20 protein-coding genes are annotated in these 23,507 nt (G+C 41.8%); 12 read left to right on the top strand and 8 right to left on the bottom strand.

What is annotated here, in order from left to right; genetic code table 11:
* The first annotated feature begins 13 nt into the window (after positions 1 to 13).
* From CWD77_RS00555 to CWD77_RS00530, 6 genes are all read left to right on the top strand, one after another.
* On the top strand, positions 14 to 847 hold the full coding sequence (locus CWD77_RS00555) for a dienelactone hydrolase family protein (RefSeq protein ID WP_101071245.1): 834 nt from the start codon (positions 14 to 16) through the stop codon (positions 845 to 847).
* Between the two features lie 915 nt (positions 848 to 1,762).
* Positions 1,763 to 2,407 carry a hypothetical protein gene (locus tag CWD77_RS00550; RefSeq protein ID WP_101071244.1) on the top strand — a complete coding sequence of 215 codons (645 nt, stop codon included), beginning with the start codon at positions 1,763 to 1,765 and terminating at the stop codon, positions 2,405 to 2,407.
* Positions 2,391 to 3,170, top strand: coding sequence for a hypothetical protein (locus tag CWD77_RS00545; protein ID WP_101071243.1), 780 nt, complete (start codon positions 2,391 to 2,393; stop codon positions 3,168 to 3,170). The genes CWD77_RS00550 and CWD77_RS00545 overlap by 17 nt, the downstream gene beginning before the upstream one ends.
* 123 nt (positions 3,171 to 3,293) lie before the next feature.
* Positions 3,294 to 3,557 carry a hypothetical protein gene (locus tag CWD77_RS00540; protein ID WP_101071242.1) on the top strand — a complete coding sequence of 88 codons (264 nt, stop codon included), beginning with the start codon at positions 3,294 to 3,296 and terminating at the stop codon, positions 3,555 to 3,557.
* Positions 3,558 to 3,841: 284 nt separating this feature from the next.
* Positions 3,842 to 4,612 (top strand): CDP-alcohol phosphatidyltransferase family protein, encoded by a 771-nt coding sequence (locus CWD77_RS00535; RefSeq protein ID WP_101071241.1) that lies wholly within the window; start codon positions 3,842 to 3,844, stop codon positions 4,610 to 4,612.
* A 151-nt stretch (positions 4,613 to 4,763) separates the two neighbouring features.
* Positions 4,764 to 5,639, top strand: coding sequence for a universal stress protein (locus CWD77_RS00530; protein ID WP_101071240.1), 876 nt, complete (start codon positions 4,764 to 4,766; stop codon positions 5,637 to 5,639).
* A 714-nt stretch (positions 5,640 to 6,353) separates the two neighbouring features.
* On the opposite strand, the gene CWD77_RS00525 is transcribed toward CWD77_RS00530, so the two are convergent.
* Both CWD77_RS00525 and ettA read right to left on the bottom strand, forming a co-directional pair.
* Positions 6,354 to 7,067: a M48 family metallopeptidase gene (locus tag CWD77_RS00525; protein WP_101071239.1), complete on the bottom strand. Its 714-nt coding sequence runs from the start codon at positions 7,065 to 7,067 to the stop codon at positions 6,354 to 6,356.
* Between the two features lie 7 nt (positions 7,068 to 7,074).
* Positions 7,075 to 8,748, bottom strand: coding sequence for an energy-dependent translational throttle protein EttA (gene ettA, locus CWD77_RS00520; RefSeq protein ID WP_101071238.1), 1,674 nt, complete (start codon positions 8,746 to 8,748; stop codon positions 7,075 to 7,077).
* Between the two features lie 228 nt (positions 8,749 to 8,976).
* On the opposite strand from ettA, the gene CWD77_RS00515 reads away from it, so the two are divergent.
* The 4 genes from CWD77_RS00515 (at position 8,977) to CWD77_RS00500 (ending at position 14,953) form a co-directional block, all read left to right on the top strand.
* Positions 8,977 to 9,606 (top strand): RNA polymerase sigma factor, encoded by a 630-nt coding sequence (locus CWD77_RS00515; protein WP_101071237.1) that lies wholly within the window; start codon positions 8,977 to 8,979, stop codon positions 9,604 to 9,606.
* Between the two features lie 59 nt (positions 9,607 to 9,665).
* A complete protein-coding gene (locus tag CWD77_RS00510; RefSeq protein ID WP_101071236.1) occupies positions 9,666 to 11,294 on the top strand; it encodes a DUF5666 domain-containing protein in 1,629 nt (542 codons plus the stop codon).
* Positions 11,295 to 11,302: 8 nt separating this feature from the next.
* Positions 11,303 to 12,289 (top strand): FecR family protein, encoded by a 987-nt coding sequence (locus tag CWD77_RS00505; protein ID WP_101071235.1) that lies wholly within the window; start codon positions 11,303 to 11,305, stop codon positions 12,287 to 12,289.
* A gap of 69 nt (positions 12,290 to 12,358) precedes the next feature.
* Positions 12,359 to 14,953, top strand: coding sequence for a TonB-dependent receptor (locus tag CWD77_RS00500; protein WP_165779037.1), 2,595 nt, complete (start codon positions 12,359 to 12,361; stop codon positions 14,951 to 14,953).
* A gap of 215 nt (positions 14,954 to 15,168) precedes the next feature.
* On the opposite strand, the gene CWD77_RS00495 is transcribed toward CWD77_RS00500, so the two are convergent.
* The 5 genes from CWD77_RS00495 to CWD77_RS00475 all read right to left on the bottom strand — a co-directional run bounded on the left by CWD77_RS00495 (position 15,169) and on the right by CWD77_RS00475 (position 19,723).
* Entirely contained in the window at positions 15,169 to 16,620 is a 1,452-nt protein-coding gene (locus CWD77_RS00495) for a DUF5666 domain-containing protein (protein ID WP_101071233.1), read from the bottom strand.
* Between the two features lie 370 nt (positions 16,621 to 16,990).
* Positions 16,991 to 17,704 (bottom strand): hypothetical protein, encoded by a 714-nt coding sequence (locus CWD77_RS00490; protein ID WP_133120137.1) that lies wholly within the window; start codon positions 17,702 to 17,704, stop codon positions 16,991 to 16,993.
* Positions 17,705 to 18,005: 301 nt separating this feature from the next.
* Positions 18,006 to 18,308 carry an NADH-quinone oxidoreductase subunit NuoK gene (gene nuoK, locus CWD77_RS00485; protein WP_101071231.1) on the bottom strand — a complete coding sequence of 101 codons (303 nt, stop codon included), beginning with the start codon at positions 18,306 to 18,308 and terminating at the stop codon, positions 18,006 to 18,008.
* Positions 18,308 to 18,829, bottom strand: a complete 522-nt coding sequence (locus tag CWD77_RS00480) for an NADH-quinone oxidoreductase subunit J family protein (RefSeq protein WP_101071230.1) — start codon at positions 18,827 to 18,829, stop codon at positions 18,308 to 18,310. Before CWD77_RS00480 ends, nuoK begins: the two co-directional genes overlap by 1 nt.
* Before the next feature lie 78 nt (positions 18,830 to 18,907).
* Positions 18,908 to 19,723, bottom strand: coding sequence for an undecaprenyl-diphosphate phosphatase (locus CWD77_RS00475; RefSeq protein ID WP_101071229.1), 816 nt, complete (start codon positions 19,721 to 19,723; stop codon positions 18,908 to 18,910).
* A gap of 162 nt (positions 19,724 to 19,885) precedes the next feature.
* On the opposite strand from CWD77_RS00475, the gene CWD77_RS00470 reads away from it, so the two are divergent.
* Positions 19,886 to 20,884, top strand: a complete 999-nt coding sequence (locus CWD77_RS00470) for an AAA family ATPase (protein WP_101071228.1) — start codon at positions 19,886 to 19,888, stop codon at positions 20,882 to 20,884.
* A gap of 262 nt (positions 20,885 to 21,146) precedes the next feature.
* On the top strand, positions 21,147 to 21,398 hold the full coding sequence (locus CWD77_RS00465; protein WP_101071227.1) for a hypothetical protein: 252 nt from the start codon (positions 21,147 to 21,149) through the stop codon (positions 21,396 to 21,398).
* A gap of 145 nt (positions 21,399 to 21,543) precedes the next feature.
* Here CWD77_RS00465 and rpsA read toward each other — a convergent pair whose 3' ends face one another.
* Positions 21,544 to 23,448, bottom strand: a complete 1,905-nt coding sequence (rpsA, locus tag CWD77_RS00460; RefSeq protein ID WP_101071226.1) for a 30S ribosomal protein S1 — start codon at positions 23,446 to 23,448, stop codon at positions 21,544 to 21,546.
* Positions 23,449 to 23,507: the final 59 nt, after the last annotated feature.

Below are 23,507 nucleotides of genomic sequence, written 5' to 3'. Positions count from 1 at the left end.
CAACCCGACAGTTATGAAATCTTTGAAATACCTTTTTTTATTTGGATCAATATTAATGCTGGCAGCTTGTGGACAGCCCGAATCACAATCTCAGTCAGAAAAGATGGAGATGGATGATAGTCCTGCAGTAGTTGGTGAAGAAGTGAGTTACAGCGCCGGCGATCTGACGATGAACGGATATATCGCCTATGATGACAATTTGGAGGGAGAGCGTCCCGGAATTCTGGTCGTCCACGAATGGTGGGGACATGATGAGCACGCTCGTAACAGTGCTGAAAAATTAGCCGAACTGGGCTATGTGGCCCTGGCTGTCGATATGTACGGTGATGGACGAATGGCTGATCACCCTGAAGATGCTATGCAGTTCTCCGGTGAAGTGATGGGAAATTTTGAGAATGCCAATGAACGTTTCACCGCTGCAATGGAAACACTCCGTAACCACTCGATGGTAAACGGAGAGCAGATCGGGGCTATCGGTTACTGCTTTGGAGGAAGTGTAATTCTGGCAATGGCCCACTCCGGTGCCGACCTGGATGGAATCGTAGCATTTCATGCCGGACTTCAACTCCCCATAATGCCGGAAGAAGAGATTGACACGGAAATCCTGATCCTCAACGGCGCCGACGATCCCATGGTTTCTGAAGAGGATATCGAAAACCTTACATCTGCTTACGACGAATTAGGTACCTCTTATGAGTTTGTTAGTTATGATGGTGCTACTCATGCCTACACCAATCCCGCAGCAGACAGCCTTGGCCAGGAGTTTGATCTCCCTCTCGCCTACAACGCCGATGTTGATGAGCAGTCTTGGGAGCGAATGAAGCAGTTTTTTGACGAATTGTTTTAACCTGTTGCCATACATTTTGATGATCCAAAAGACCTGACAGCGTGCACAGCACCTGTCAATGTCAGGTTTTTTACGTGATACGTTGTACGGTTTGCGGTGTACGTTGTATGGCACACGATGTTGTCTTTAAGGAGGGAAATCTGAGGTTTAATATAGACACCTCGTTATAACCACTTCACAGAGTTCGATCATTCAGTGATTCGTCATTCGATATGCAATATATTATTCACAAATTTTTTTCTCTATCGATACACTGTACTATGTAAACTGAACAAAACCGGCATTGAGAAATTGACAGGTGAAAGTGTAAATGTGAGAATGAGGAAAACACAAATTCACCAGCCTCTAGCGTCACCCTGAGCTTGTCGAAGGGTCTCCAAAATACTAGCAACAAATTTTGAGATCCTTCACTGCGTTCAGGATGACATTCAGGCATTGAATTTGTGACTCATTCGAACAGAACACGGTGTCAATTTTTCTCAGCCTTGATTTTCGGGTTACTTTTGGAGCCTGTCCGACCTTAGGCGGATCAAGCCAAAAGTAACAGAACATTCCATTTTTAATAAGATCCCCGCAATACCACCTCTATTTTGATTCTCACTCTTTACCTATCTCTCTATTCGGCGGAGAAATGAACGTCTAATTTATATCCCCGGGTTGAAACCCGGGGCTAATGGTATTCCACCTCTACGAGATTGGGTTTTTAGTACATTTCGTGAATCAAGATCCAAATCGTGATTCGCAGTTCGATCCTTCGGTGTTTCGTCAATCGATATGCGAATTAATATCTCATTTTCTCTTCTGACACACTGCAAACTTTATCCCTTAATATTAAAGAAAAAGGTAAATCAATCCACCCCTTGCCATTATCAATCAATTTCAGTAAATACTTTAAAATTAACGAATTCGGGATTAATGAGAGATCATATTAAACTTCTTTATGGAGGGATCATTGCGGTAATTATCGCATTTTCTCTGGCATTTCTTTTTCAGAATTTATGGATTGGTTACACCGCAGCATTCGTCACAGCGATCATTTGGTTGGTCATTATTGATCAAAAAATAGTATCGAAAAGCAAACACCGGGCCGCCAAGCCAATCTTTCGGTTTTTTGTAGTTCTGCTGCTCATCACCCAGATACTCGCTTCAGTCCGTTTCTATATGAGAAGTGACTTTCAAAGAGAGAACTTACGAACCATTCGTACAACAATTGTTGAATCAATCTCTCAAATTGAGATGGAAAAAGCACTTCAGCAAACCTTAAGACACTACTATCAGGAAACTGATTACTCTGAAACCACTCTTGAAGAATCATTTCGAACACTTTTTTCCGATCGCCTGAATGAAGACGGTACATTTGATCCGGAAATTCCTGATCAAGACAGGGAGATGCCGGTCACTTACCAAATCGCATCTCCCGATTCCATAATCCTGGAGGTCTCTGCTGTTTTCACACCCGGTTACGATGCGGATTTTTTGAACATAAGCGGCAACCGGGGCATGTATGAAGCCCAAGCCATTTTAACCAAAGACGGAGTTGTTTATGAACGCCAAAATTAAATATTACACTCCCTGGATCAATATAGGGTTAATAATTCTGATTCTATTTCTTCTGGTGTACCTTTTAACCTCCGTTTTCAATTTTTCCATTTACAATTTATGGATTTTTTCTCTGTTAATGTCTACTGCACTTCCCGGTGCTGAAATACTGAAATTCATTACCCTTGAATCCATCAATTGGTTTGGCGGGGATCAAATTTCATTTTATGAATTCTTTAGGTCTGCATCGGTAATTCTTATCGGAATGGTAGTGCTGTTTATTCTGGCTCCCTGGTTTTTCCTGAGAGGGATTTTGAAAGCCAACACCGATAATCAAAAGTATCCACTTTCCTGGTACATCGGCACTGTCATTTTATGTTTTGGTATTATTCTACCAACCATTTTCGGCATCAATCAAATTGCTTCCAATTCTGTAGAGCGCAGTAATATTCAAAGCATGGAAGCCAGCCGTACTTTGGACCGGCTTCGATCTTACATGTCACACGTTGCTTTTGATGCCACCGAATCGTGGATTCTGCCTGAAGAAGCCGGTGGCGGAAATGGATCATTTTTCATGAATAATGATCAATCTATAGCATTGAACGACCTCAAGTCATATGCCCCTGAACACCCGGATTTTGAGTTAAACATTGAAGAGATCCCCACAGACTCTACCATTATCCTAAAAGGAAGCGTGATTAATGAGAATGTAGTAGATGAATCAAAGAGGCATATCACCCTGGAAATCACACCTGCGAACAATTCGCTTTTTAAATTTCTCTAGTCCACCCTTATCCTGTAACATTTGTAATGATCAGCAGCTAATTAGTTCGAACGGTAACAAGATCTGCTTCGTTACTTTAGGTGAACGTCATAAATAACAAACATTTAAAATTTAGGGCAGACCATGTTAGACAAATTAGCTTATATCTCTACAGGACTTGGAATTACATCAATCGCAGCAAGCGTAGCAGCTTGGTACACAGAAAAAAGTGAAGACGCTGAAGAAAACGCACACGCCGAGCGCAGCGGTATCTTTATAGGTTTATGGCCACAAACATTTTTCGCATTGGCCATTGTTCTTTTCAAATTGAAAGAGCTGGGGCATGACAAAGATGTGAAGCGTCTGCTCAAAAAGCTGGATAAAAAAGTAAAAGAGGTCGAATCTTGATTTGATCTGTATTTTGGCAAAGAAAACCTTTATCCGTGTGGTTTGCACTTTTTTAAGTTCGGATCGACCGGGTAAAGGTTTTTTTATGTCATGTTCTGAATTATTAATCGTAAAATATGTCTGTCCGAAAATGCAGTTTTTTGAAGAAAGGTACTACAGTTCAATCATGAGTGATATCAAATCTGTCCAAAACAATTAGTGAAAAATCGAACGTTATTGGGTGTTATTATCTTTGCAGAGTACTTAATTTATCACGGTAACCAATAGATATAGAAAAAGCCGTTATGTCGAAACTCTCTGCTGAAGAGAAATTTATTGATCTTTCCGATTATGGTCGTCCGATTGCTATCAAGATCGCACAGACCTTTTCGAACACCTCAATAACTCCGGTTCATGTAACGTTGATGTTTGGCATCAGCGGCTTAACTGCTTCTTGGCTGATTATCAAAGGATATTATGCCCCCGCGGGACTATTTCTGATCCTCAAATCTATTCTCGATGCTGCGGATGGTGAACTTGCACGGATGAAAAGAACTCCCTCCTACACCGGACGATATCTCGATTCGGTGTTCGATATCATTCTCAATTTTATCATTCTTTTTACCATTCAGCAGGTCACCGGCCAACCCCTTTGGCTGATGCTGTTCGCCTTTGCATCGATCCAGCTTCAGGGAACACTCTACAACTACTATTACGTCATACTCAGACAAAAATCGGCTCATGGGGATAAAACCAGCCGTATTTTTGAAACCGACACCCCAAAAGCACTGCCCGGAGAAAAACAGTGGTCGGTTAATCTTCTTTTTAATACCTATCTACTATTCTACACACTCTTTGATCGAATTATCTATTTTCTGGATCGAAATGCATCGGAGAGTGATACTTTCCCAAAATGGTTTATGACTCTTCTCTCCCTTTACGGTCTCGGCTTTCAGTTAATGATCATTGCCATCTTCCTGTCGGTTGGACTCATCGGGTGGATTCTCCCGTTTTTCATCTGGTACTCTGTCGGTATTTTAATTTTTATTGGGATACGAAAAGCACTTTTGAATTGAACATTTCAGAGGTGTGTCGCGGTTGTTCCCCTCAAAAATTTATCTTTGCTTCACAAGCTACATTCCAACCAGCTTCTCGCCCGTTACTCCCCTTTGTAATTTCATCTTTTTTATTGAACTTAATAGTAAACAAACTAAATCCATCAGAGTCATGAAAATACTTGTCCCTACCGATTTTTCCGAACTGAGTGAAAAGGCACTGGATGTAGCCAACAGATTTGCAAAATTAATGGATGGAACGATTACGCCATTCCACTCCCATATTCCCATTTCCGAAATGGATGAGCCGTATGCTTTGGGTATGAGCTCACAAATGTATCAGGATTTTGACCAAATAGAAGATGCCCTTTCAGATCGCCTAAGCCAGCTGGCTGAAGAAAAAGTTGACAAGAAACGTCTTGAGAAACCGATCATCATGATGGGAAATCCTGCTCAGAGCATCATCGATGTTTCTGAAGAGTACGACTACATTGTGATGAGTACGCACGGTCGAACGGGATTTACTCGCTTTCTATTGGGTTCCGTTGCCGAAAAAGTTCTACGACTCGCACACACTCCGGTTTTGATTGTTGAAGATGAATCAGACGTAGATGACTTTAAGAAAATTCTGGTTACCACCGATTTTTCCGAAAATGCTGCCAGTGCATATCCTTATGCAAAAATAGTTGCCGAAAAAGCCGGAGCAGACCTCGACCTCGTTCATGTTATAAGCTTCGACCAGCTTGATGATGAGGAAGAGGGAAGTATTTCACTTTCAAACTTACGCGAGAAGCGAATCAAAGTGTTAGAAAAAGAACATTTCCACTCACTGAAAGGAAAAGTCAACTCCACGGTGATCGTTTCTCAGGACTCTCCTCACGAAGCAATATTCAACCATGTAAAGGAGAACAACTATAATCTCATCGTAATGGCAACCGTCGGTCGCACCGGAATTAACTATCTGATGATGGGAAGTACCACGGCTAATCTGGTCCGCCATGTTAACACTGCCGTCTTAAGTGTAAATCCTAAACGGGATAAACAGTAGTTTAAGAAAATAGACCACTCCTCGAAGCCTGCCAAATAATTTATCGAGGAGTGAAAATGGAAATCTCCTCTGAAGAGGAGACAGAAGTACAATCGTCCAGCGGTACTTCAGAGGTGTGTTAACTCCAGGTTAAATTCTAACCTCAACGTTTCGATTCACTCCAAATTCAGCACACCAAAAAATGTTATACCGGAATTGCAATAATTTTACAATCAATGTACACACCCCTCGCACAGTGAGCCATGCTGACGGATTCTCACCTTTACATTTCCCCTCTCAATAGGGGATGTTCTATGACATCTCATCAACGAGAGGAGACAGAATCCGAAAAATTCAGAGGTGCGTTCAATCCCAACTACGCACACCCGCGAACATAAACCTCTGAATAAAAAGGCCTACAGGTCTTTTTATTTCCGTTTTAGCCCTCTATACAGATAAAAAATTAATTTTCTCAAATCCTTATCCGACTATTTTATCTGAAGTTAGAGAACTCTATTATTTATTTTTAGCTCAAACAAATAAATTAAAAAACCATTGTAAGGAATCGCAGTTATTTGTTCCATATACATAGAGCAATCTAAAACATTCTAAGAGCAGATTAACCAGAGATAAAGTTAGAGAGCATTTGAGAAACGTGTGAGCAGCGTTTCTCAACACACCAACAGAGGATTTTGGCGGACACCCAAAATCCTCTTTTTTTTGGTCATAATGATTTTAGCAGGTTTTCCTCTTACCCTTCAGCAACAGATCACGCTCTCGCCAATCAGGTAAAAACTGATCCATCAACCTGTAGAACCTTTTATTATGAAGCCTTTCATGCAGGTGTACCATTTCATGAACCACTACATATTCCAGACATTTTGGATTTTTCTTTGCCAGCTCCAAACTGAGCCAGATACGCCGAGCTTTTGTATTACAAGTTCCCCAACGGGTTTTCATCCGCTTCACCCCAAACTCCCGAACGTCCACTCCCATGGGTCCTTCCCACTTCTCAATCAGTTTTGGAATCTCACGCTTCAGTTCTGTGCGATACCACTCAATTAAAACAGACTCTCGTTTTTCGGATGAACTCTCCGGCCGCACCATCAAACTTAGCGTATCATCTCTGCATTCAACATTGGGCGGGCCATTTACCTCATTCACGGTAAGAACCATCTCCTGCCCCCAAACCGGGTGGATTTCACCATCCCGATAAGAAAGACTCCTTGTTTTTTTTGCCTTTTGAATCGCTCTCTTGTGCAGATGCTTTTTGATCCATGAAAACTTCTTCCGCGCAAAATCTTCTGCTACCGAAAGATCTGTTCTCTTAGGTATAGACATGGCTACCCTTCCGGCAGACGGATAGATACGAATATTGAGATTTTTCACACGCTTTCGTGTGACTTCAATTTCAATATCATCGAGTTGAATGATGTGCTTGGGTGGCATATTCAGATCAATCGCGCATCAGTTTTTTGTACTGAATTCTATGTGGCTGGTCTTCAGATATTCCAAGGCGTTGACGCCGATTCTCCTCATACTCCTCATAATTCCCTTCAAACCAGTACACCTGGCTGTTTCCTTCAAACGCAAGAATGTGCGTTGCCACACGGTCCAGGAACCAGCGATCATGCGAAATTACCACTACACAACCTGCAAACTCCAGAAGTGCTTCCTCAAGCGCACGAAGTGTATTCACATCCAGATCGTTGGTCGGCTCATCCAAAAGCAGCACGTTAGCTCCCTCCTTCAGCATTTTGGCAAGATGTACCCGATTGCGTTCACCACCTGAAATTTCACTCACTTTCTTCTGTTGATCACTGCCGCTAAAGTTGAATCGTGCTACGTATGCACGAGAATTCATTTCACGGCTTCCCAGCTTGATCAAATCATGACCTCCGGATATCTCTTCCCAAATGGTTTTGTTGGGATCCAATGGTCGCTTCTGATCCACATATCCCAGCTCTACTGTATCTCCGGTAATAAAGGTACCCTTATCCGGTTCCTCCTCTCCGGTGATCATTTTAAACAGGGTGGTTTTACCCGCACCGTTCGGACCAATCACTCCCACAATACCGCCGGGTGGTAGATCAAAGTTCATATCTTCCATCAGAAGGCGATCTCCAAATCCTTTTGATACATGTTCTGCCACAATCACCTGATCACCCAAACGAGGGCCGGCCGGAATATAAATCTCCATATCTTCCCGGCGTTTCTGATGCTCTTCAGACAGCAGTTTTTCGTACGAATTAATCCGCGCCTTACTCTTCTTGCGTCGGCCTTTTGGATTTTGACGAATCCAATCCAGTTCCTGCTGAAGTGTTTTCTGCCGTTTCGACTCCTCTTTCTCCTCCTGCTGCAGGCGATTCTTCTTTTGCTCCAGCCATGATGAGTAGTTCCCTTCAAACGGAATACCCTCACCACGATCCAGCTCCAGAATCCAGCCGGCAACATTATCCAGAAAATAACGATCGTGCGTTACAGCAATAACGGTTCCTTCATAGCGGGCCAGGTGCTGCTCCAACCAGCCTACAGACTCTGCGTCCAGATGATTGGTCGGCTCATCTAATAACAGAACGTCAGGCTTTTTCAGCAGCAGACGGCATAGTGCAACACGGCGTTTTTCGCCACCGGATAGAACGCCGATTTTAGCGTCACCCGGAGGTGTCCGCAGAGCATCCATCGCCTGCTCCAGTTTGGAATCAATATCCCAGGCGCCGATTCGATCAATCTTTTCCTGAAGTTTGGTCTGCTTCTCAATAAGAGCCTCAAAATCTGCATCCGGATCGCTGAACCCCTCATTCACCGCTTCATACTCTTTGACCAGATCCATCGTCTCCTGAACACCCTCCTGAACAATCTCCTTCACAGTTTTATCAGGATCCAGTTGGGGTTCCTGCGGCAGATAACCAAAGGTAATTCCTTTCTGACGAGAAATATCGCCGATGTAATTTTCATCCTCTCCGGCAATGATTCTGAGCAGTGTACTTTTCCCCGCACCGTTGAGTCCTAAAACTCCAATTTTAGCACCGTAAAAAAAGGAAAGATAGATGTCTTTCAGAACTGTTTTGTTGGGTTTGTAAACTTTGCTGACCCCAACCATCGAAAAAATGATCTTTTTATCGCTCAATGTAATATCTGTTTTTATTGACCGGAGGATTGAATAACCATCAAGATTCGACTTGCCGACTTTTTTCTCCTCCTAAAAAATTTCGTGAGTGTTGAAAATACACTTCTAACTAATGAAAACGAAAAAGATCAGCTTACTTTTGATCAATCATTTGAGTAAAATTCCACTCTTTTCTGTCAACCTTAGAATGATTACTCTACATCTTCGGTTAATCAAAATAATCGTTAAATGGCAATACTACCCGGCATAGACCTCATACTCTTAATCCTCGCTCTTTCTAAAGAGAGTGATATGGATGATATTGAGTTATCCATAGCTATCCGTAATGGAGATCGGGCTGCGTTTGAAACCTTTTTTAATCGTCATTACGATAGCTTGTACCGATTTCTGGTCAGCCGAAACATGAACCATGATGAGGCACGGGATCTGGTTCAACGGGCTTTTATTATGATTTGGGAAAAGCGCGGCAGTATCGATGAAACCAAATCTTTGCGATCCTATCTCTTTACAATCGCATACAGCCGAATGTTGAATCACATCGAGTATCAGTCTAAATTTAAAGAGCAAGAGGTACCTGAAGAACATTCAACAGCAAAAAGCACGGAAGAGTCGCTCGATCACAAAGAACTTTTACGAATTGTTCGAAAGATTATCTCATCAATGCCGGAAAAGAGAGGAATGGTTTTTGAACTCTGTTTTATGAAAGAGTTCACTTATAAGGAAGCAGCCGATGCCATGGATGTCAGTCCTAAAACGATAGAAAACCATATGGCACTCGCATTTAAAGATCTGCGCCATGGCATCACGGAAATTTATGGTAAAGACCTTCTAAAAACATTCAATCTTTTGAAAAAATGATTAGGGGAAACACCCCGGTTCATCTGTATTATAGTTGAACAACGTAATACACTATCAAAATGAAACATTTTTCAACCCATATTCTTCTTACTCTATTTGCCCTATTTGTTTTCACGCTCTCTTCGTGTACCATCGACAGTTTTGAAAGTAACCGATCCATTTTAACTGACGAAGAGCTGCGCGTAACCGGACAAATTATTGGCGAATCTGTTTCTGAAAATGACAGTGGTCTCCTGTCCAGTTTTACCGAAGCATTTGCCATCCCTACAAGTAACGGATTGGCTACAGGTAATTCTGTGTTGGCTACCGGTAGCTTCCGCAATCTTAACGACTATTCTTACGAGTACATCTCAGCACAGGGAGCTCATCAGGTACAATTCGGCCGAACTGATGCAATGACCGGTATCCCGACTCAATATGACCTGAAATATATTTTTCGCGACAGCGATGGAAATTTTATTGAATCCCCAAATCAAAACAGTCATTTGATTGAGTCGCTTGAATTTGAAGGTCAGCGAACCGGAGAGATTGAAACTGTATCCAAATCTTCTACCTTTAACCGCACAGACCGGCTTATTCTGGACGGACTATCCGATCAATCTCCGCTTCTCTCGTTAGATGGATCACACACCGGTGAAGGCCTGTTTATCCGGAATGATGCAACCGGGCAGATTCAGCGCGAGTACCTGGTTGACCTGAATTTTTTGGATGTTAAGATTAACAAAGAGACTGTAGAGCAGATCCGAAGTTTTCGAAAAGGAGTTACAGGAGCGCTGAGCTACGAATCGACCATTCGGTCCAATCAAACCGGAAGCGACACAGAGGCGAAAATTGTGAACGGTACACTTGAATTTAACGGAGACGGTACAGCACTGCTCAAGTTCAGGGACGTTTTTGAAACCTACAGAATTCGATTGGAAAGCGGTGAAGTGTTTGATGACGATGAGTTCGAGGGACGCATTGTGGAGGTAGATCTGCAGCAAAATATATTTACAATTTCGAATGGTCAGAAAATTCAGATCAACAGTGAAACTGAAATTGATGATGACAGTGATTTTCAATCGCTTGATGAGGTGGTCTCTGCAATGGAGAGCGGAGTCCGTATTGAAGCAGAAGGTGAGTATTATAAACCGGATGAAAACGTAAATCTTTGGATTGCCGGTGAAGTTGAATTCGAAAATGAAGGAAATGAATTCGAAGAGTTTGTAGAAAACCTCAACTTGGCCGATAGCTCTCTGACGTTGAGTACCGGAGAAATTTTCTACCTCAATGCAAAAACTGATCTTGAGTTTGATGACGATTTCAACTCACTGGAGGATGTAATTGAAGCATTAAATCTAAATCTGCCGGTATATGCAGAAGGTGATTTTTACGTCGATCCGGAAACCGAACGCTTTATTTTAACTGAAGTGGATTTTGAACTCGAAATGGATGAATTCGAAGAACTGGTTCAATCCGTGGATATCGATAATCAAGTCATCACCTTGATCAATGGTCAACAAATTCTTATCACGGAAGAGACTATTATAGAACAGGACGACTTCAATTCCCTCGAGGAAGTAGCAGCTGCACTGGATGCCGGTATTTCTGTGGAAGCGGATGGCGATTACTACTACAATTCAGCCGAAGCAATCTGGATTGTTTACAGCATAAAATTTGAAGAAGATTCTGACTCTGAAGAAGATTAATAAAATTGATGACAAACCATTCAAACATATCGGAAAATGATCAGGACCTTCTGCTAAGCAAGGCTTACGGCAAAGTTTTGAACGGAGAACTCGATAGTGCTCAAATCGATGATCCGCTCTTTAAATTTCTGCACGAAGCAAAAATCTATCAATACGGAAAGTCAGAAGAGATTGCTGTAAAAGGAAAAGATGATGTAAAAGCATCCATTTTTGACCAAATCAATCAGACGGAGAAGGATCAAACTTCCTCAGGAAGTGCCAACATATATTCACTCTCCCGAAGCAAGTGGATCTGGGCGGCGGCTGCAGCTGTTTTGATCATGTTTACTTCGATCTTTTTATTACGTCAAAACACTCAGGTTGAGTCCACCCTTATCGCCGATGCAGGTACAACTATCACACCTGTAGAATTGAAGGATGGTTCAATTGTAACACTGCGACCAAATTCCCAACTGTATCTGAACTCAGAATCTGAAGAGCATATGAGCTATTCACTTTCCGGAGAAGGTTTATTTGAGGTGACTCATAATCCGGAGCGTGAGTTTCTTGTTGAAACGACTGAGGGCCGGATTCGGGTTTTGGGTACTACATTCAACTTGAGTGAAAGAAACAGCGAAACAAACGTTTATCTTATAGAGGGCCGCGTTTCATTTGAGACACCGGATCAGGATCAATCCGTAACATTAACCAGCGGAGAAGGAGCAACCATCCGCGATCTGCAACTCTATGAAACTTTCAGTTTCGAAGAATCCTTAGTCACTTCGTGGACTCAGAGCAGGCTTATGTTCAGTGATCGAAGTGCCGGATCAATAACAGATGAACTTGAATTTCACTTTGGAATTGAAATTGAGATGGAAGAATCTACTCGATCTGAAGTTCTGGGTGGTTCTATCACACTCGAAGATCGCGAGCAGAGTTTGCAGGATTTAGAAGTTGTGCTTGGTGGTGAATTCGTTCAGATTGATGAAGATCGGTATCAGTTTCAACTACAGTAATTTTTAATAGGGGTTTGGGAAAATATGAACTCAGTTGGTAGATGCTTCTTTATAGCTGTATTCCTACTCATGATACAATCGGAGTTTGCAAAAGCTTCCGATTTTTCTTTTTCAAACACTCCCCTAAAAAAGGTTATCCAGACCGTGCAGAATGAAACCGGATACTTTTTTCTATACCGGGAATCTCTCATTGCTGATGTGACGGTTACGCTCGAGTCTGATGTAGAATCAATATTTGAAGACCTGAATAGTGCACTGGCCCGGACTGAAATCTCCTTGCTGACGGACCATGACAGAAAACAGGTTTTAATTACCCAACGGGATAATTTTGACAGAAACCGCACCTTGAATGTGTTGATTTCAGGACAAGTTCTCGATCATAATACAGGAGAACGATTACCCTTTGCCACGCTCACTTGGGATGAATCCGGCGATCGAAAAGGTGCCGCTACAAACGCATCCGGGAGGTTTTCCATAACTCGACAACTGGCTACTGAATCGGTTCAGTTGACATTTTCCTATATCGGTTATCAACAGAAAACAGTTGAGCTGGATATTTCTGCTTCCAATCAAATACGTGATTTATCAATACGCCTGGAACCGGAACCGGTTCGGGGTAACGAGATTATCATTTCAGGTTCGATGAGCTACAATCCTTCCGATTCCCTAACAAGCAGACTGATGGATGCTGCCCGATTCAGTCCCATGGGAGAGGCTAACTCAATTCGGGCGCTGCAGTCTCATCCATCCGTATCTGCCGGTACAGCTTTCAACAATGGAATCAATGTACGCGGAAGCACTCCCGATGGATTTATGGTGCAACTCGATGGGCTCAGTATTTTTAATCAAAGTCATCTCTTTGGTCTCTTGGATAGTTTCAATCCGGATGCAATTCAGAATTCCGGTTACTACTACGGTGTAGCTCCTGCACAGATGGACTCCCCTACCGGTGGTGCACTCAATCTGATTACACGTACAGGCTCCATGAATGAATTCAATGGGAATGTAGGGTTGAGTAATACAAGTTTAAATGGAACTTTTGAAGGCCCTTTGGGCAAAAGAAGCAGCTGGCTTCTTTCCGGTCGCGTTTCTCTGATCGATCAACTCAACTGGTTCAATAATTCTAAAATGATCCAATGGGGTCTCGATATTAATCGACCTCGAAGGGTTACCGGCAATTTTCAGGATTTTACGGATCTGGTCCTGGTTCCCGGTCAGTCTGATGCATTTTTTGCTGATCTTCACACTAAAATTTATGTTGAAAACAAAGATGCTTCACGCTGGATTTTCAGTGGCTATTTTGGGGGCGACTATACCAATCAACTGGCGGATCGCAGGACCAGAACGGCCGAATCGGGTAGCGAATTTACTTTTCAACCGGTTGAAACCACAAATGAATGGGGAAATCTTTCATTCAGCGTTCAGTTTGAGAAGGAGCTCAGAAACAGATATTACAGCTCTACGCAGGCCGGATTCAGCTCCTACCGTACCGATTTTGAAAAAGAGGATTTCGTCTACGCCCGTTTAAACTCAACGGATGAATCTGAAAATGTTTCTGTCTTCACCTACCCCTTTCGAAACAGAAGCGCAATGAATGAATTCAAATTCAATCAGGAGCTGGAATTCAACACAACCAATTTCTCAGCGACCGGTGGAGCCGGGTGGAAATATTACCTGAGTGAGTACAGCGAATTTTCTTTTGATCGCCCGTCCTATTTTCAAAATGTAGGTTCACACATGGTGCAGGCTTATCTTCAAAACAAGTGGGAACCCCTCGGTTTTCTGGAAATCCATGCAGGACTTCGCTCAACCTACTACACCCTCAACAGTGAATTCTACTTCTCTCCCCGTGGAGAAGTTGTGATAAAACCATTGAACGGGCTAAGGATTAAGGGTGGGTATTCAATAAATCAACAATTTCTGCATCGAATCACAATCGAGAACAGCGCCACTTCAGACGTCTGGATTCTGACTCCGGAAAATCAAAAACCAGCAGAAGCAGAACAGTTCACCATAGGACTTCAGATTTTACCTTCAAACCATTTTTTACTTCAAATAGAAGCCTATCAGAAAGAGTATAAAAATCTCAGAAGCCACGAATTAAATACTCAGTCTCTGGCTAATACTTTTTCCGGCACTCCATGGTTTTATCAAAATAGCGGCACTGCTTCAGGTATCGAAATACTCCTTCGCAACTACTTTGGGCGCTTTGTCATATCCCAAACCTACACGCTGTCTGAAATGACCTTTAGCAACCCTTTTTTACTGAACGGCGAGGAATTTTATGCGGATTGGGATCGCCGGCACAGTTACAATGCTATCCTGGAAACAAATATTGGAAAGGGAATTGATTTCTATCTCTCCTGGCTGATGATGAGCGGAGCGCCAAACAGGTTAAATATTTTCCAGACCGATCCTGTGGAACGCCTGGATGCCTACCGGCGACTTGATGCAACGTTGAGCTTCTCCCATCAGTTCAGAAACCAGAACAGCCTTGAAGCTACGTTTTCGATTTTCAATGTATTGGATCAGGAAAATGTATGGTACAGAAACTATGCGTTCTCTTTTGACGAGACGAGGTCAATCCCAAGACTAACCCCTGTACCTGTTGATGTTTTAGACCTCGGCTTCCACCCTTCTTTTTCGGTGAAGTACTCGTTCTAAAAAAGTACTACACCGTACCTCGTGTCACATGACTCTGGGACGAAACCACGGGGGGTGAAATAGTCTTTGAATGAGCTACAGATAAATAACTTGTATTGTAAAATTATTCCATCCTTGTAATTGAGAGTAGCAGACTAATAGTGGAACGATAAAATAAAAGCCCTGTGCGTCAGCAACAGGGCCCATGGGGTATATAGGGAATTTTTTAAGAAAACTTAGTCATCGTCACCGTTTTCAATCTCTAGATCCACTTCAATAACCACATCTCTTCCGGAACTGTCGACGTAGTACTCTCCGTCAGCTTCCACGGTGTATCCCTCGCTGATAGCATGCTCAAGTTCATCGAGAGATTTCAGGTCATCTTCAAACCTGGTCTCGCTGTTCACATGCAGCGTCATTCCGTTGGTTAGGGTGAAAGTCTGCTCAGTGAGATCCACTGACTCAACGTAGCCTTCAAAATCGTAATCCTCGAAGTCGTCTTCATCTTCGATTTCCAGGTCCACTTCAACAACCACATCTCTTCCGGAACTGTCGACGTAGTACTCTCCGTCAGCTTCCACGGTGTATCCCTCGCTGATAGCATGCTCAAGTTCATCGAGAGATTTCAGGTCATCATCAAACCTGGTCTCGCTATTCACATGCAGCGTCATTCCGTTGGTTAGGGTAAAAGTCTGCTCAGTGAGATCCACTGACTCAACGTAGCCTTCAAAATCGTAATCCTCGAAGTCGTCTTCATCTTCGATTTCTAGGTCCACTTCAACAACCACATTTCTTCCGGAACTGTCGACGTAGTACTCTCCGTCAGCTTCCACGGTGTATCCCTCGCTAATAGCATACTCAAGTTCATCGAGAGATTTCAGGTCATCATCAAACCTGGTCTCGCTGTTCACATGCAGCGTCATTCCGTTGGTTAGGGTGAAAGTCTGCTCAGTGAGATCTACCGACTCAACATAGCCTTCAAATTCGTACTCTTCGGAATCATCGTCATAATCATCTTCAAACCCATCGAACGAGTTTTCTATATTATCATTAATCATCTCAGTATTTTTGAAATCTTTAGGATCCAGTTTTTCACCATTAGAACCGGTAAACCAGCTGTCTACATCAATTGATATTACCAATGTTGAACTCTCCGTTTCTGTTACTTCAAGAGGAGGATTCAGATCCATTTCAATTTCAAAATCCTCGGCGCTTCTGAAAGTAAACTCTTCTCCGTTAAAGAGGCCTTTTACAACCAAGGAGTAACTACCTGTTTCATCACGGAAATCGGGATCTTTTACTTGTACATCATCGTCATCAGGCTTTTCCATTTCGAGTTCAAACTCATCATAGAGTCCTGCAGGAATCTGTTTCTCGGTAATAACCAATGGTGAACCGTCTAAAGGAAGATCAGCGATGAAATTTTCGATCTCAAAGTCCGATGAATCATCAGTAATACTTTCGAGCTCCATCTTTTCGATAAACATCTTCACTTCCTGGATTTCCAGTGTATTAGTATGTTCGTTGTTGCTAGTAAGCATCGCTTTGGCAACCGGACCGGCGTTGACCTTCATCTGTACCTGAACGTCTGACGGTTCATCAACAGTTGATTCGGTTAAATCACAGCCAACAGCCAGAACGCCTATGACCAGAATCACATTAAAAAGTTTAAAAATTGAATTCTTCATGACTTGGGTATTTGATTATGGGGGTGTTGTTCTACTGGTAGTACAGATGAAGGCGGGAGTATCCCCTAATCATTATTCTGTTTTTTAATAATCTGCCCAATGGTCCAGGGCATGAAAATTATTCACTTCAGGAAAAAAGTGTAGAAATAGCTTCCTGCAATGGTTTAACAAATAAACTCTTTTGGTGGTAAACGTATTTATTAATCCGGATATAAGATCAGATTGTAGTCAAAGTATTATTATATGGCTTAGTACATTCTTTAAGTGTAAGGGAAAAGAAGTGGACAAGCGGCCCCAGTAACAGAAAAAAGAAAAGCCCTGCGCGGTCAACAGCAGGGCTTATGGGGTATAGGGATATTTTTAAGAAAAATTAGTCGTCGTCATCGTCATCATCGTCGTCATCATCATCGTCTTCAAACCCTTCGAATGAGTTTTCAATGTTTTCGTTGATTCTTTCCGAGTTGAAGTAGTCTTTAGGATCCAAATACTCCCCATTGCTGTCTTTGAACCATGAGTCTACGTCTACTGAAACAACCAATGTTGAGCTTTCAGATTCTGTGACTTCAAGTGGTGGATTCAGGTCCATTTCTAATTCAAAATCTTCACTACTTCTGAATGTAAATTCTTCTCCGTTAAAGAGACCTTTTATAACCAGTGAGTACCTTCCGGTTTCATCACGGAAATCGGGATCATTGACTTCTACATCATCATCGTCTGGCTTTTCGATTTCGAGCTCAAACTCGTCGTACAGTCCTGCTGGAATCTGTTTCTTGGTAATAACCAGCGGAGAACCATCTAAAGGAAGGTCTGCGATGAAATATTCAATCTCAAAGTCAGATGAATCGTCATTGATACTTTCAAGCTCCATCTCTTCGATGAAGAGTTTCACTTCCTGAATTTCCAGGGTATTTGTGTGCTCATTGTTGCTGGTAACCATCGCTTTAGTAACCGGTCCGGCATTAACTTTCATTTGAACCTGAACGTCGGATTGACCGTCAACAGATGATTCTGTTAAATCACAGCCAACAGCAATCACGCCGATGACCAGAATCATACTAATTAGTTTAAATATTGAATTCTTCATGTCTTGAATATTTTGATTATGGGGTTGTTGTTCTGTTGGTAGTACAGATGAAGGCAGGGTGTTCCCCTAATCAACATTCAGATTTTTTTTAAAAAATCTATCCGAAGGCAAAAGGACGAAAATTGACGAGTTAAAATGCAAGAATCACTAATTGCTACAGATAGACTCTATATCCGTTCAAGGAAGGAATGAATGGAATAATGAAATATCGACTGTTGAAGAGAAGGGTAAATAATAAAAAAGCCCTCCATACTTAGGAAGGCTTTAAAATTGTGTTCCAAAATCTTATTAAATATAGATATTACCAGCGTAACAGATTGACCTTTGTAATATCTACAGATAAGTTATTTCTGAATATTGAGATGATAATAGCCAAACCAACAACAGCTTCCGCAGCTGCCACTGAGAGAGAAAAGAATACCAGTATTTGCCCGGTAACATCCCCGTGAAAGGCGCTGAATGAAATAAGCGATAAATTCACGGCATTGAGCATCAACTCGACGCACATAAATACTACAATTGCATTTCTTCGAATTAAAACTCCGATTGCTCCAATTGTAAACAGGATAGCACTGAGTGCCAGATACCAATCAATCCCTACCATTATTCAGAATCCTCATCTTTTTTTACTTGAAATTGTGCAAGCATCAACGCACCCACCACAGCCGCTGTCAAAAGTATAGCGGTCATTTCAAATGTGAATAGAAAATCGGTGTAAAGTACATCACCTAATGCTTCAACTGTACCCGCTTCGAGCATATCAGATGAAATTTCCGGCAATAATTCAGCAGCACCGCCAATACTGTAAAGAATTTGGGCAAAAATCACACTGCCCAGTAGAAATGCGATAAAGTATTTAACCCTGAATTTAGCAAATAGACTCTCCTCATCGTCCACATTCAACAACATGATAACAAAAAGGAAGAGCACCATTATGGCGCCGGCGTAAACTAAGATTTGAATCAACGCTAAAAACTGAGCGTTTAAGAGAAGATAAATACCGGAAAGAGTCACCAAATTAATGACCAGCATCAATGCGCTGTTAACGGTGCTTTTATTCAATATCATCCCCAATGCGGAGGCAATAGCTATAACAGCAAATAGTACAAATAAATATGTTTCCATTCTGTGCTTTTCTTTTTACGGTTGTAAAGGTAGCCAAATTTAAAAATGGCATCAACCGTATTACATCACTTTTACGATTTAGAAAAAGAATATTATCCCGAAGAGTCCAACAGCCCAACAGTAGTACGCAAAATAGTGGAATTTTTCCTTTTTAAGTAAAATAATTAAGTATTTCAGTGCAAAATATCCGGATATAAATGAAGTCAGGAATCCTGCTGCTAAAAAGGTGACAGCTGCAATTTCAATCCCATTTTCCATAATCTCTAAAACCTCTAAGAGCATGGCGCCGGCAAGCACAGGCAGCACCATCAAAAATGAGAAATTTGCGACATTTGCCCTGCTAATTCCTGTAAAAAGTCCCACTGAGATTGTGGATCCCGATCGGCTGATACCGGGTATAATAGCGCATGCCTGAGCAATTCCCATCAAAAATCCTTTCGTTGCATTGACATCATTCTCCGGACGACCGGCAAATTTTGTAGAAAATAGAAGTGAGCCGGTTACCATCAGCATGATGGATACAACAAACGGATTTAGAAATAAGCCCTCAATTGCATCTTTCATTGTGAAACCAACGAGCATGGCGGGTATCATACTTAAAAGAATCACATAAGCTAATCGCGTGTGGTAGTCTGTGATAAATCGTTTTTCCCGAATACCGGTGGGAGAAAAACTTTTCAGAATATCAGCGATCATTGCTATCAGTTTCCTTCTGTAGTAGACCGCTATACTGCAAAAAGATCCAAAGTGTACAACGATTTCGAAAGTAATACCCGGTATGATATCATTCCCAAAAAAAGCACGCGCCAGTGCAAGATGCCCCGAACTACTTACCGGTAAAAATTCAGTAATCCCCTGGAGAAGGCCTAAAAAGATAGCCTGTAATAAATCCATCTGTTATCAGTTCTTATTTAAATTTAAAATGATATTTTTATCATGCACCTGTAAGCAGTATTGAATGATTTTGCAGCTAATTCTATTTATTCGTTCATTACAGGCCGTTTGGAAGCACCAAAGATACCAAATAGAACATCAATATTTTAATCAGATTTTAAAATGAGTATAGAAGTTGATATGCAGGCACTTGGCGAAAAAATTGAATTCCACAGTGCATTTATTGATGATATTTATTCAGAACTGGAAAAAGTTATCGTAGGCCAAAAATATATGATAGACCGCCTTTTGATCGGCCTGCTTGCCGATGGCCATGTACTGCTTGAAGGTGTTCCGGGTCTGGCCAAAACGCTAACGGTATCTTCGCTAGCCCAGGTAATTGATACCAAGTTTCAACGAATTCAATTTACCCCGGACCTGCTTCCGGCCGACCTTATTGGAACTTTAATCTATAATCAGAAGGAGTCTGAATTTAACGTTAAAAAAGGACCTATTTTTGCCAATATCGTTTTGGCTGACGAGATCAATCGATCCCCTGCCAAAGTCCAAAGTGCCCTGCTGGAAGCGATGCAGGAGAAGCAGGTAACCATCAGCGAAAGCACATTTCCACTCGACAAACCTTTTCTGGTTCTCGCAACACAAAACCCGGTAGAACAGGAAGGAACCTACACCCTGCCCGAAGCTCAGGTTGATCGGTTTATGCTAAAACTTAAAATTGGGTACCCTACCGAAACTGAGGAGCTGGAAATTATGAGAAGAATGGCCAGAACCGGCGATAAACCTCAGCTAAGCCCGGTAACCAACGCCAAGAAAATTTTAGCCGCTCGCGAAGTAATTAATGATATCTACGTGGATGAAAAAGTTGAGAAATATATCATTGACCTGATTTTCGCTACCCGCTATCCTGAGAATTTTAATCTCTCCGACCTAAAAGAGCTGATTGAATTTGGTGCTTCTCCACGAGCCTCAATCAATCTTAATCTCGCTGCAAGGGCTCACGCATTTATGGAACATCGTGCATATGTAACCCCGGATGATGTTCGAACCATTGCTATGGATGTACTACGGCATCGTATTATTCCTACTTTTGAGGCAGAAGCTGAAGAGATCACGTCAGAAGATATTATTGAAAAAATTCTTATGACAGTACAAGTTCCATAATATTTATCTATCTAAAATAATTTTTACTCTTCTAGATACTTTGTCAAAAATTTCTATATTCTTTTAATAATTCAATGTGTTCGTGTTCAATGTTAGTCTCTGTAGTATCTAAGATATAGCTTTATTCAATTCTTTAGATTTAAGAGAACTGACAAGTACTTAATTTTTAAATATGAGTAAGCGTTAGAAAACATTAAAGTTTCTATTACTTACTCAGCATTTAACTACATTTTTTTAGTCTCTTAAAATTAGAATCAAGATTATGAAAGTAAGAATTGTTCCGCGCTCGAAGATACGTGTATCTCGCAAGAGCAAATCCAAGTATGACAAGGTGAAATATGCGATTGAACAGCTCAAACCTGGTGGAGAGGCATTGCGTGTTAAGTTCTCAGACAAAAAAGAATTAAACTCAATTCGTAATATAGCCTATGCTTTTAATAAAGAGCATGACACCCGCATCCGAAGCAGTTCAAACCCCTCCGAGAATACCATTTTCTTCTACATGGAAAAGTAGTTCAGGTACCGACGTTGATTGTTCGTATTCTGTATTGCTGATTATAATCGTTCCCTGTAAGACTTACTGTATATTGACTGATATAAAAAAAGGCTCCTGAAAATGAATTCAGGAGCCTTTTTAGATTTTTGAAGTCAGAAAGAGATTAGCTGTTCTTATCGTTCTCTTCTTTCTCTTTCAGCTTATCAGCCAATCCGGAAACTTCACCTAAAGTCGGTGTTCCGGTTTCTACGCTTTCGCTCTTCTTAGGCTGTTTCTTCGCTTTAGACTTCGATTTCTTCACTTCCTCTTCAACCTGTGAGATTTCGATGGTTTTGCTTGGTTCATCAAACTCAACCACAAATCCTTCAATCTTGTCTCCTTCTTTAAAAGACTCTTTCAGGTCTTCAACAGGTTCAGTCAATTTATCACCCGGTAAGAATGCATCAACACCCAATGGGAGTTTAATGAACATGCCTTTATCTGTGATCTTAGAAACTTCGCCTTCCACTTTGGCACCAAGTCCGTACTCCTCAGCATATTTTTCCCAAGGATTATCTTCAACTTGTTTGTGACCAAGTGTTATCCGACGGTTGTCGAAGTCAATTGCAAGGATCACAACTTCAAGCTCCTCACCTTTATCAACTACTTCGTTCGGATGTTCTACATTCTCAGTCCAGCTCAGGTCAGAAACGTGAACCAATCCGTCGATTCCCGGCTCGAGCTCGATAAACACACCAAAGTTGGTGAGGTTTCGAACAATACCTTTGTGGGTAGAACCGATTGGGTATCTCTCTCCTAGATCTTCCCATGGATCTTTTTCGAGCTGCTTAACACCAAGTGAAATTTTCTTCTCATCTTCGTTGATGTTCAGAACAACGCACTCAATAATGTCATCTTTCTGTACAAGCTGAGATGGATGCTTAATATGCTGTGTCCAGCTCATTTCACTGATGTGGATCAGACCTTCAACGCCTTTCTCCAGCTCAATAAATGCACCGTAATCGGCAATGGATACCACACGACCCTGAATTCGCATTCCCTCAGGATATTTGATATCAATGTCTTCCCACGGATGCGGCTGCAATTGCTTCAGTCCAAGAGAAACTCGTTTAGAGTCTTCGTCGAAGTCGATTACTGCAACGTTCATACGCTGGTCTAACTTCACAATCTCTTCCGGATGCTCAACACGTCCCCATGATAGATCAGTGATGTGCAACAGACCGTCAACGCCACCAAGATCGATAAATACACCGAAGTCGGTAATGTTTTTAACGATACCTTCGAGAACCTGACCGGCTTCGATGGTTTCGAGAATTTCCTGACGCTGATCTTCAAGATCACTTTCAATAAGCGCTCTGTGAGATACAACAACGTTTTCTGCCTGCATGTTGAGTTTTACAACCTGGAATTCCATGGTCTTTCCAACATAGGCATCGAAATCGCGAACAGGACGAACATCAATTTGTGATCCGGGAAGGAACGCATCGATACCGAATACATCCACAACCATACCACCTTTAATTCTTCGCTGAATGTAACCTTCAATAACTTCGCCGGTGTCGTGTGCTTTCTCAATGTTTTCCCAAGCTTGCAGAATATCTGCTTTCTTACGGGAGAGAATCAGCTGACCTTCGCGGTCTTCCACTCTATCCAGAAATACTTCTACTTCATCGCCCGGTTGCAGGTTTTCAAGAACCTTGTCCGAAAATTCGTTGGCAGGTACAATACCTTCTGATTTAAATCCGATATCAACAATCACATATTTCTCATCAACAGAAACAACGATACCGGTAACAATCTCTTTCTCTTCAATTTCGCTGAGTGTATTTTCATACATCCCTGCAAGCTCATGGAACTCTTCATCTGAATAATCTTCGGATGCGGCTTGAAGTTCATCGAGCGTATATGTTTTACCTTCTACTTCTCCGGTAAATGTTGGCAGTTCTTTTGCTTCGCCGTTACTCTCTTCTGCTTTTGTCTCCTCTTCGGCAGTTTCTACCTCTTCTACTTCTTCAGAAGCAGTTTCGATTTCTTCGTTTACGTTTTCGTTTTTAGTTTCTTCAGTCATTTAATTACCTGTTAAAAGTCAGCCTCATTTCGACTTTCGAAATGGGATTAGAGTTTAAG

This window comes from Rhodohalobacter barkolensis (assembly GCF_002834295.1).
GTDB lineage: Bacteria > Bacteroidota > Rhodothermia > Balneolales > Balneolaceae > Rhodohalobacter > Rhodohalobacter barkolensis.
The sequence above is the reverse complement of the archived record's forward strand: the minus strand, read 5'-3'. Positions and strand labels throughout refer to the sequence as shown.

Coding starts and splice junctions, on each gene's coding strand:
- CWD77_RS00555 (WP_101071245.1), top strand. CDS start 14: ATGAAATCTTTGAAATACCTTTTTTTATTTGGATCAATATTAATGCTG.
- CWD77_RS00550 (WP_101071244.1), top strand. CDS start 1,763: ATGAGAGATCATATTAAACTTCTTTATGGAGGGATCATTGCGGTAATT.
- CWD77_RS00545 (WP_101071243.1), top strand. CDS start 2,391: ATGAACGCCAAAATTAAATATTACACTCCCTGGATCAATATAGGGTTA.
- CWD77_RS00540 (WP_101071242.1), top strand. CDS start 3,294: ATGTTAGACAAATTAGCTTATATCTCTACAGGACTTGGAATTACATCA.
- CWD77_RS00535 (WP_101071241.1), top strand. CDS start 3,842: ATGTCGAAACTCTCTGCTGAAGAGAAATTTATTGATCTTTCCGATTAT.
- CWD77_RS00530 (WP_101071240.1), top strand. CDS start 4,764: ATGAAAATACTTGTCCCTACCGATTTTTCCGAACTGAGTGAAAAGGCA.
- CWD77_RS00525 (WP_101071239.1), bottom strand. CDS start 7,067: ATGCCACCCAAGCACATCATTCAACTCGATGATATTGAAATTGAAGTC.
- CWD77_RS00515 (WP_101071237.1), top strand. CDS start 8,977: ATGGCAATACTACCCGGCATAGACCTCATACTCTTAATCCTCGCTCTT.
- CWD77_RS00510 (WP_101071236.1), top strand. CDS start 9,666: ATGAAACATTTTTCAACCCATATTCTTCTTACTCTATTTGCCCTATTT.
- CWD77_RS00505 (WP_101071235.1), top strand. CDS start 11,303: ATGACAAACCATTCAAACATATCGGAAAATGATCAGGACCTTCTGCTA.
- CWD77_RS00500 (WP_165779037.1), top strand. CDS start 12,359: ATGATACAATCGGAGTTTGCAAAAGCTTCCGATTTTTCTTTTTCAAAC.
- CWD77_RS00495 (WP_101071233.1), bottom strand. CDS start 16,620: ATGAAGAATTCAATTTTTAAACTTTTTAATGTGATTCTGGTCATAGGC.
- CWD77_RS00490 (WP_133120137.1), bottom strand. CDS start 17,704: ATGAAGAATTCAATATTTAAACTAATTAGTATGATTCTGGTCATCGGC.
- nuoK (WP_101071231.1), bottom strand. CDS start 18,308: ATGGTAGGGATTGATTGGTATCTGGCACTCAGTGCTATCCTGTTTACA.
- CWD77_RS00480 (WP_101071230.1), bottom strand. CDS start 18,829: ATGGAAACATATTTATTTGTACTATTTGCTGTTATAGCTATTGCCTCC.
- CWD77_RS00475 (WP_101071229.1), bottom strand. CDS start 19,723: ATGGATTTATTACAGGCTATCTTTTTAGGCCTTCTCCAGGGGATTACT.
- CWD77_RS00470 (WP_101071228.1), top strand. CDS start 19,886: ATGAGTATAGAAGTTGATATGCAGGCACTTGGCGAAAAAATTGAATTC.
- CWD77_RS00465 (WP_101071227.1), top strand. CDS start 21,147: ATGAAAGTAAGAATTGTTCCGCGCTCGAAGATACGTGTATCTCGCAAG.
- rpsA (WP_101071226.1), bottom strand. CDS start 23,448: ATGACTGAAGAAACTAAAAACGAAAACGTAAACGAAGAAATCGAAACT.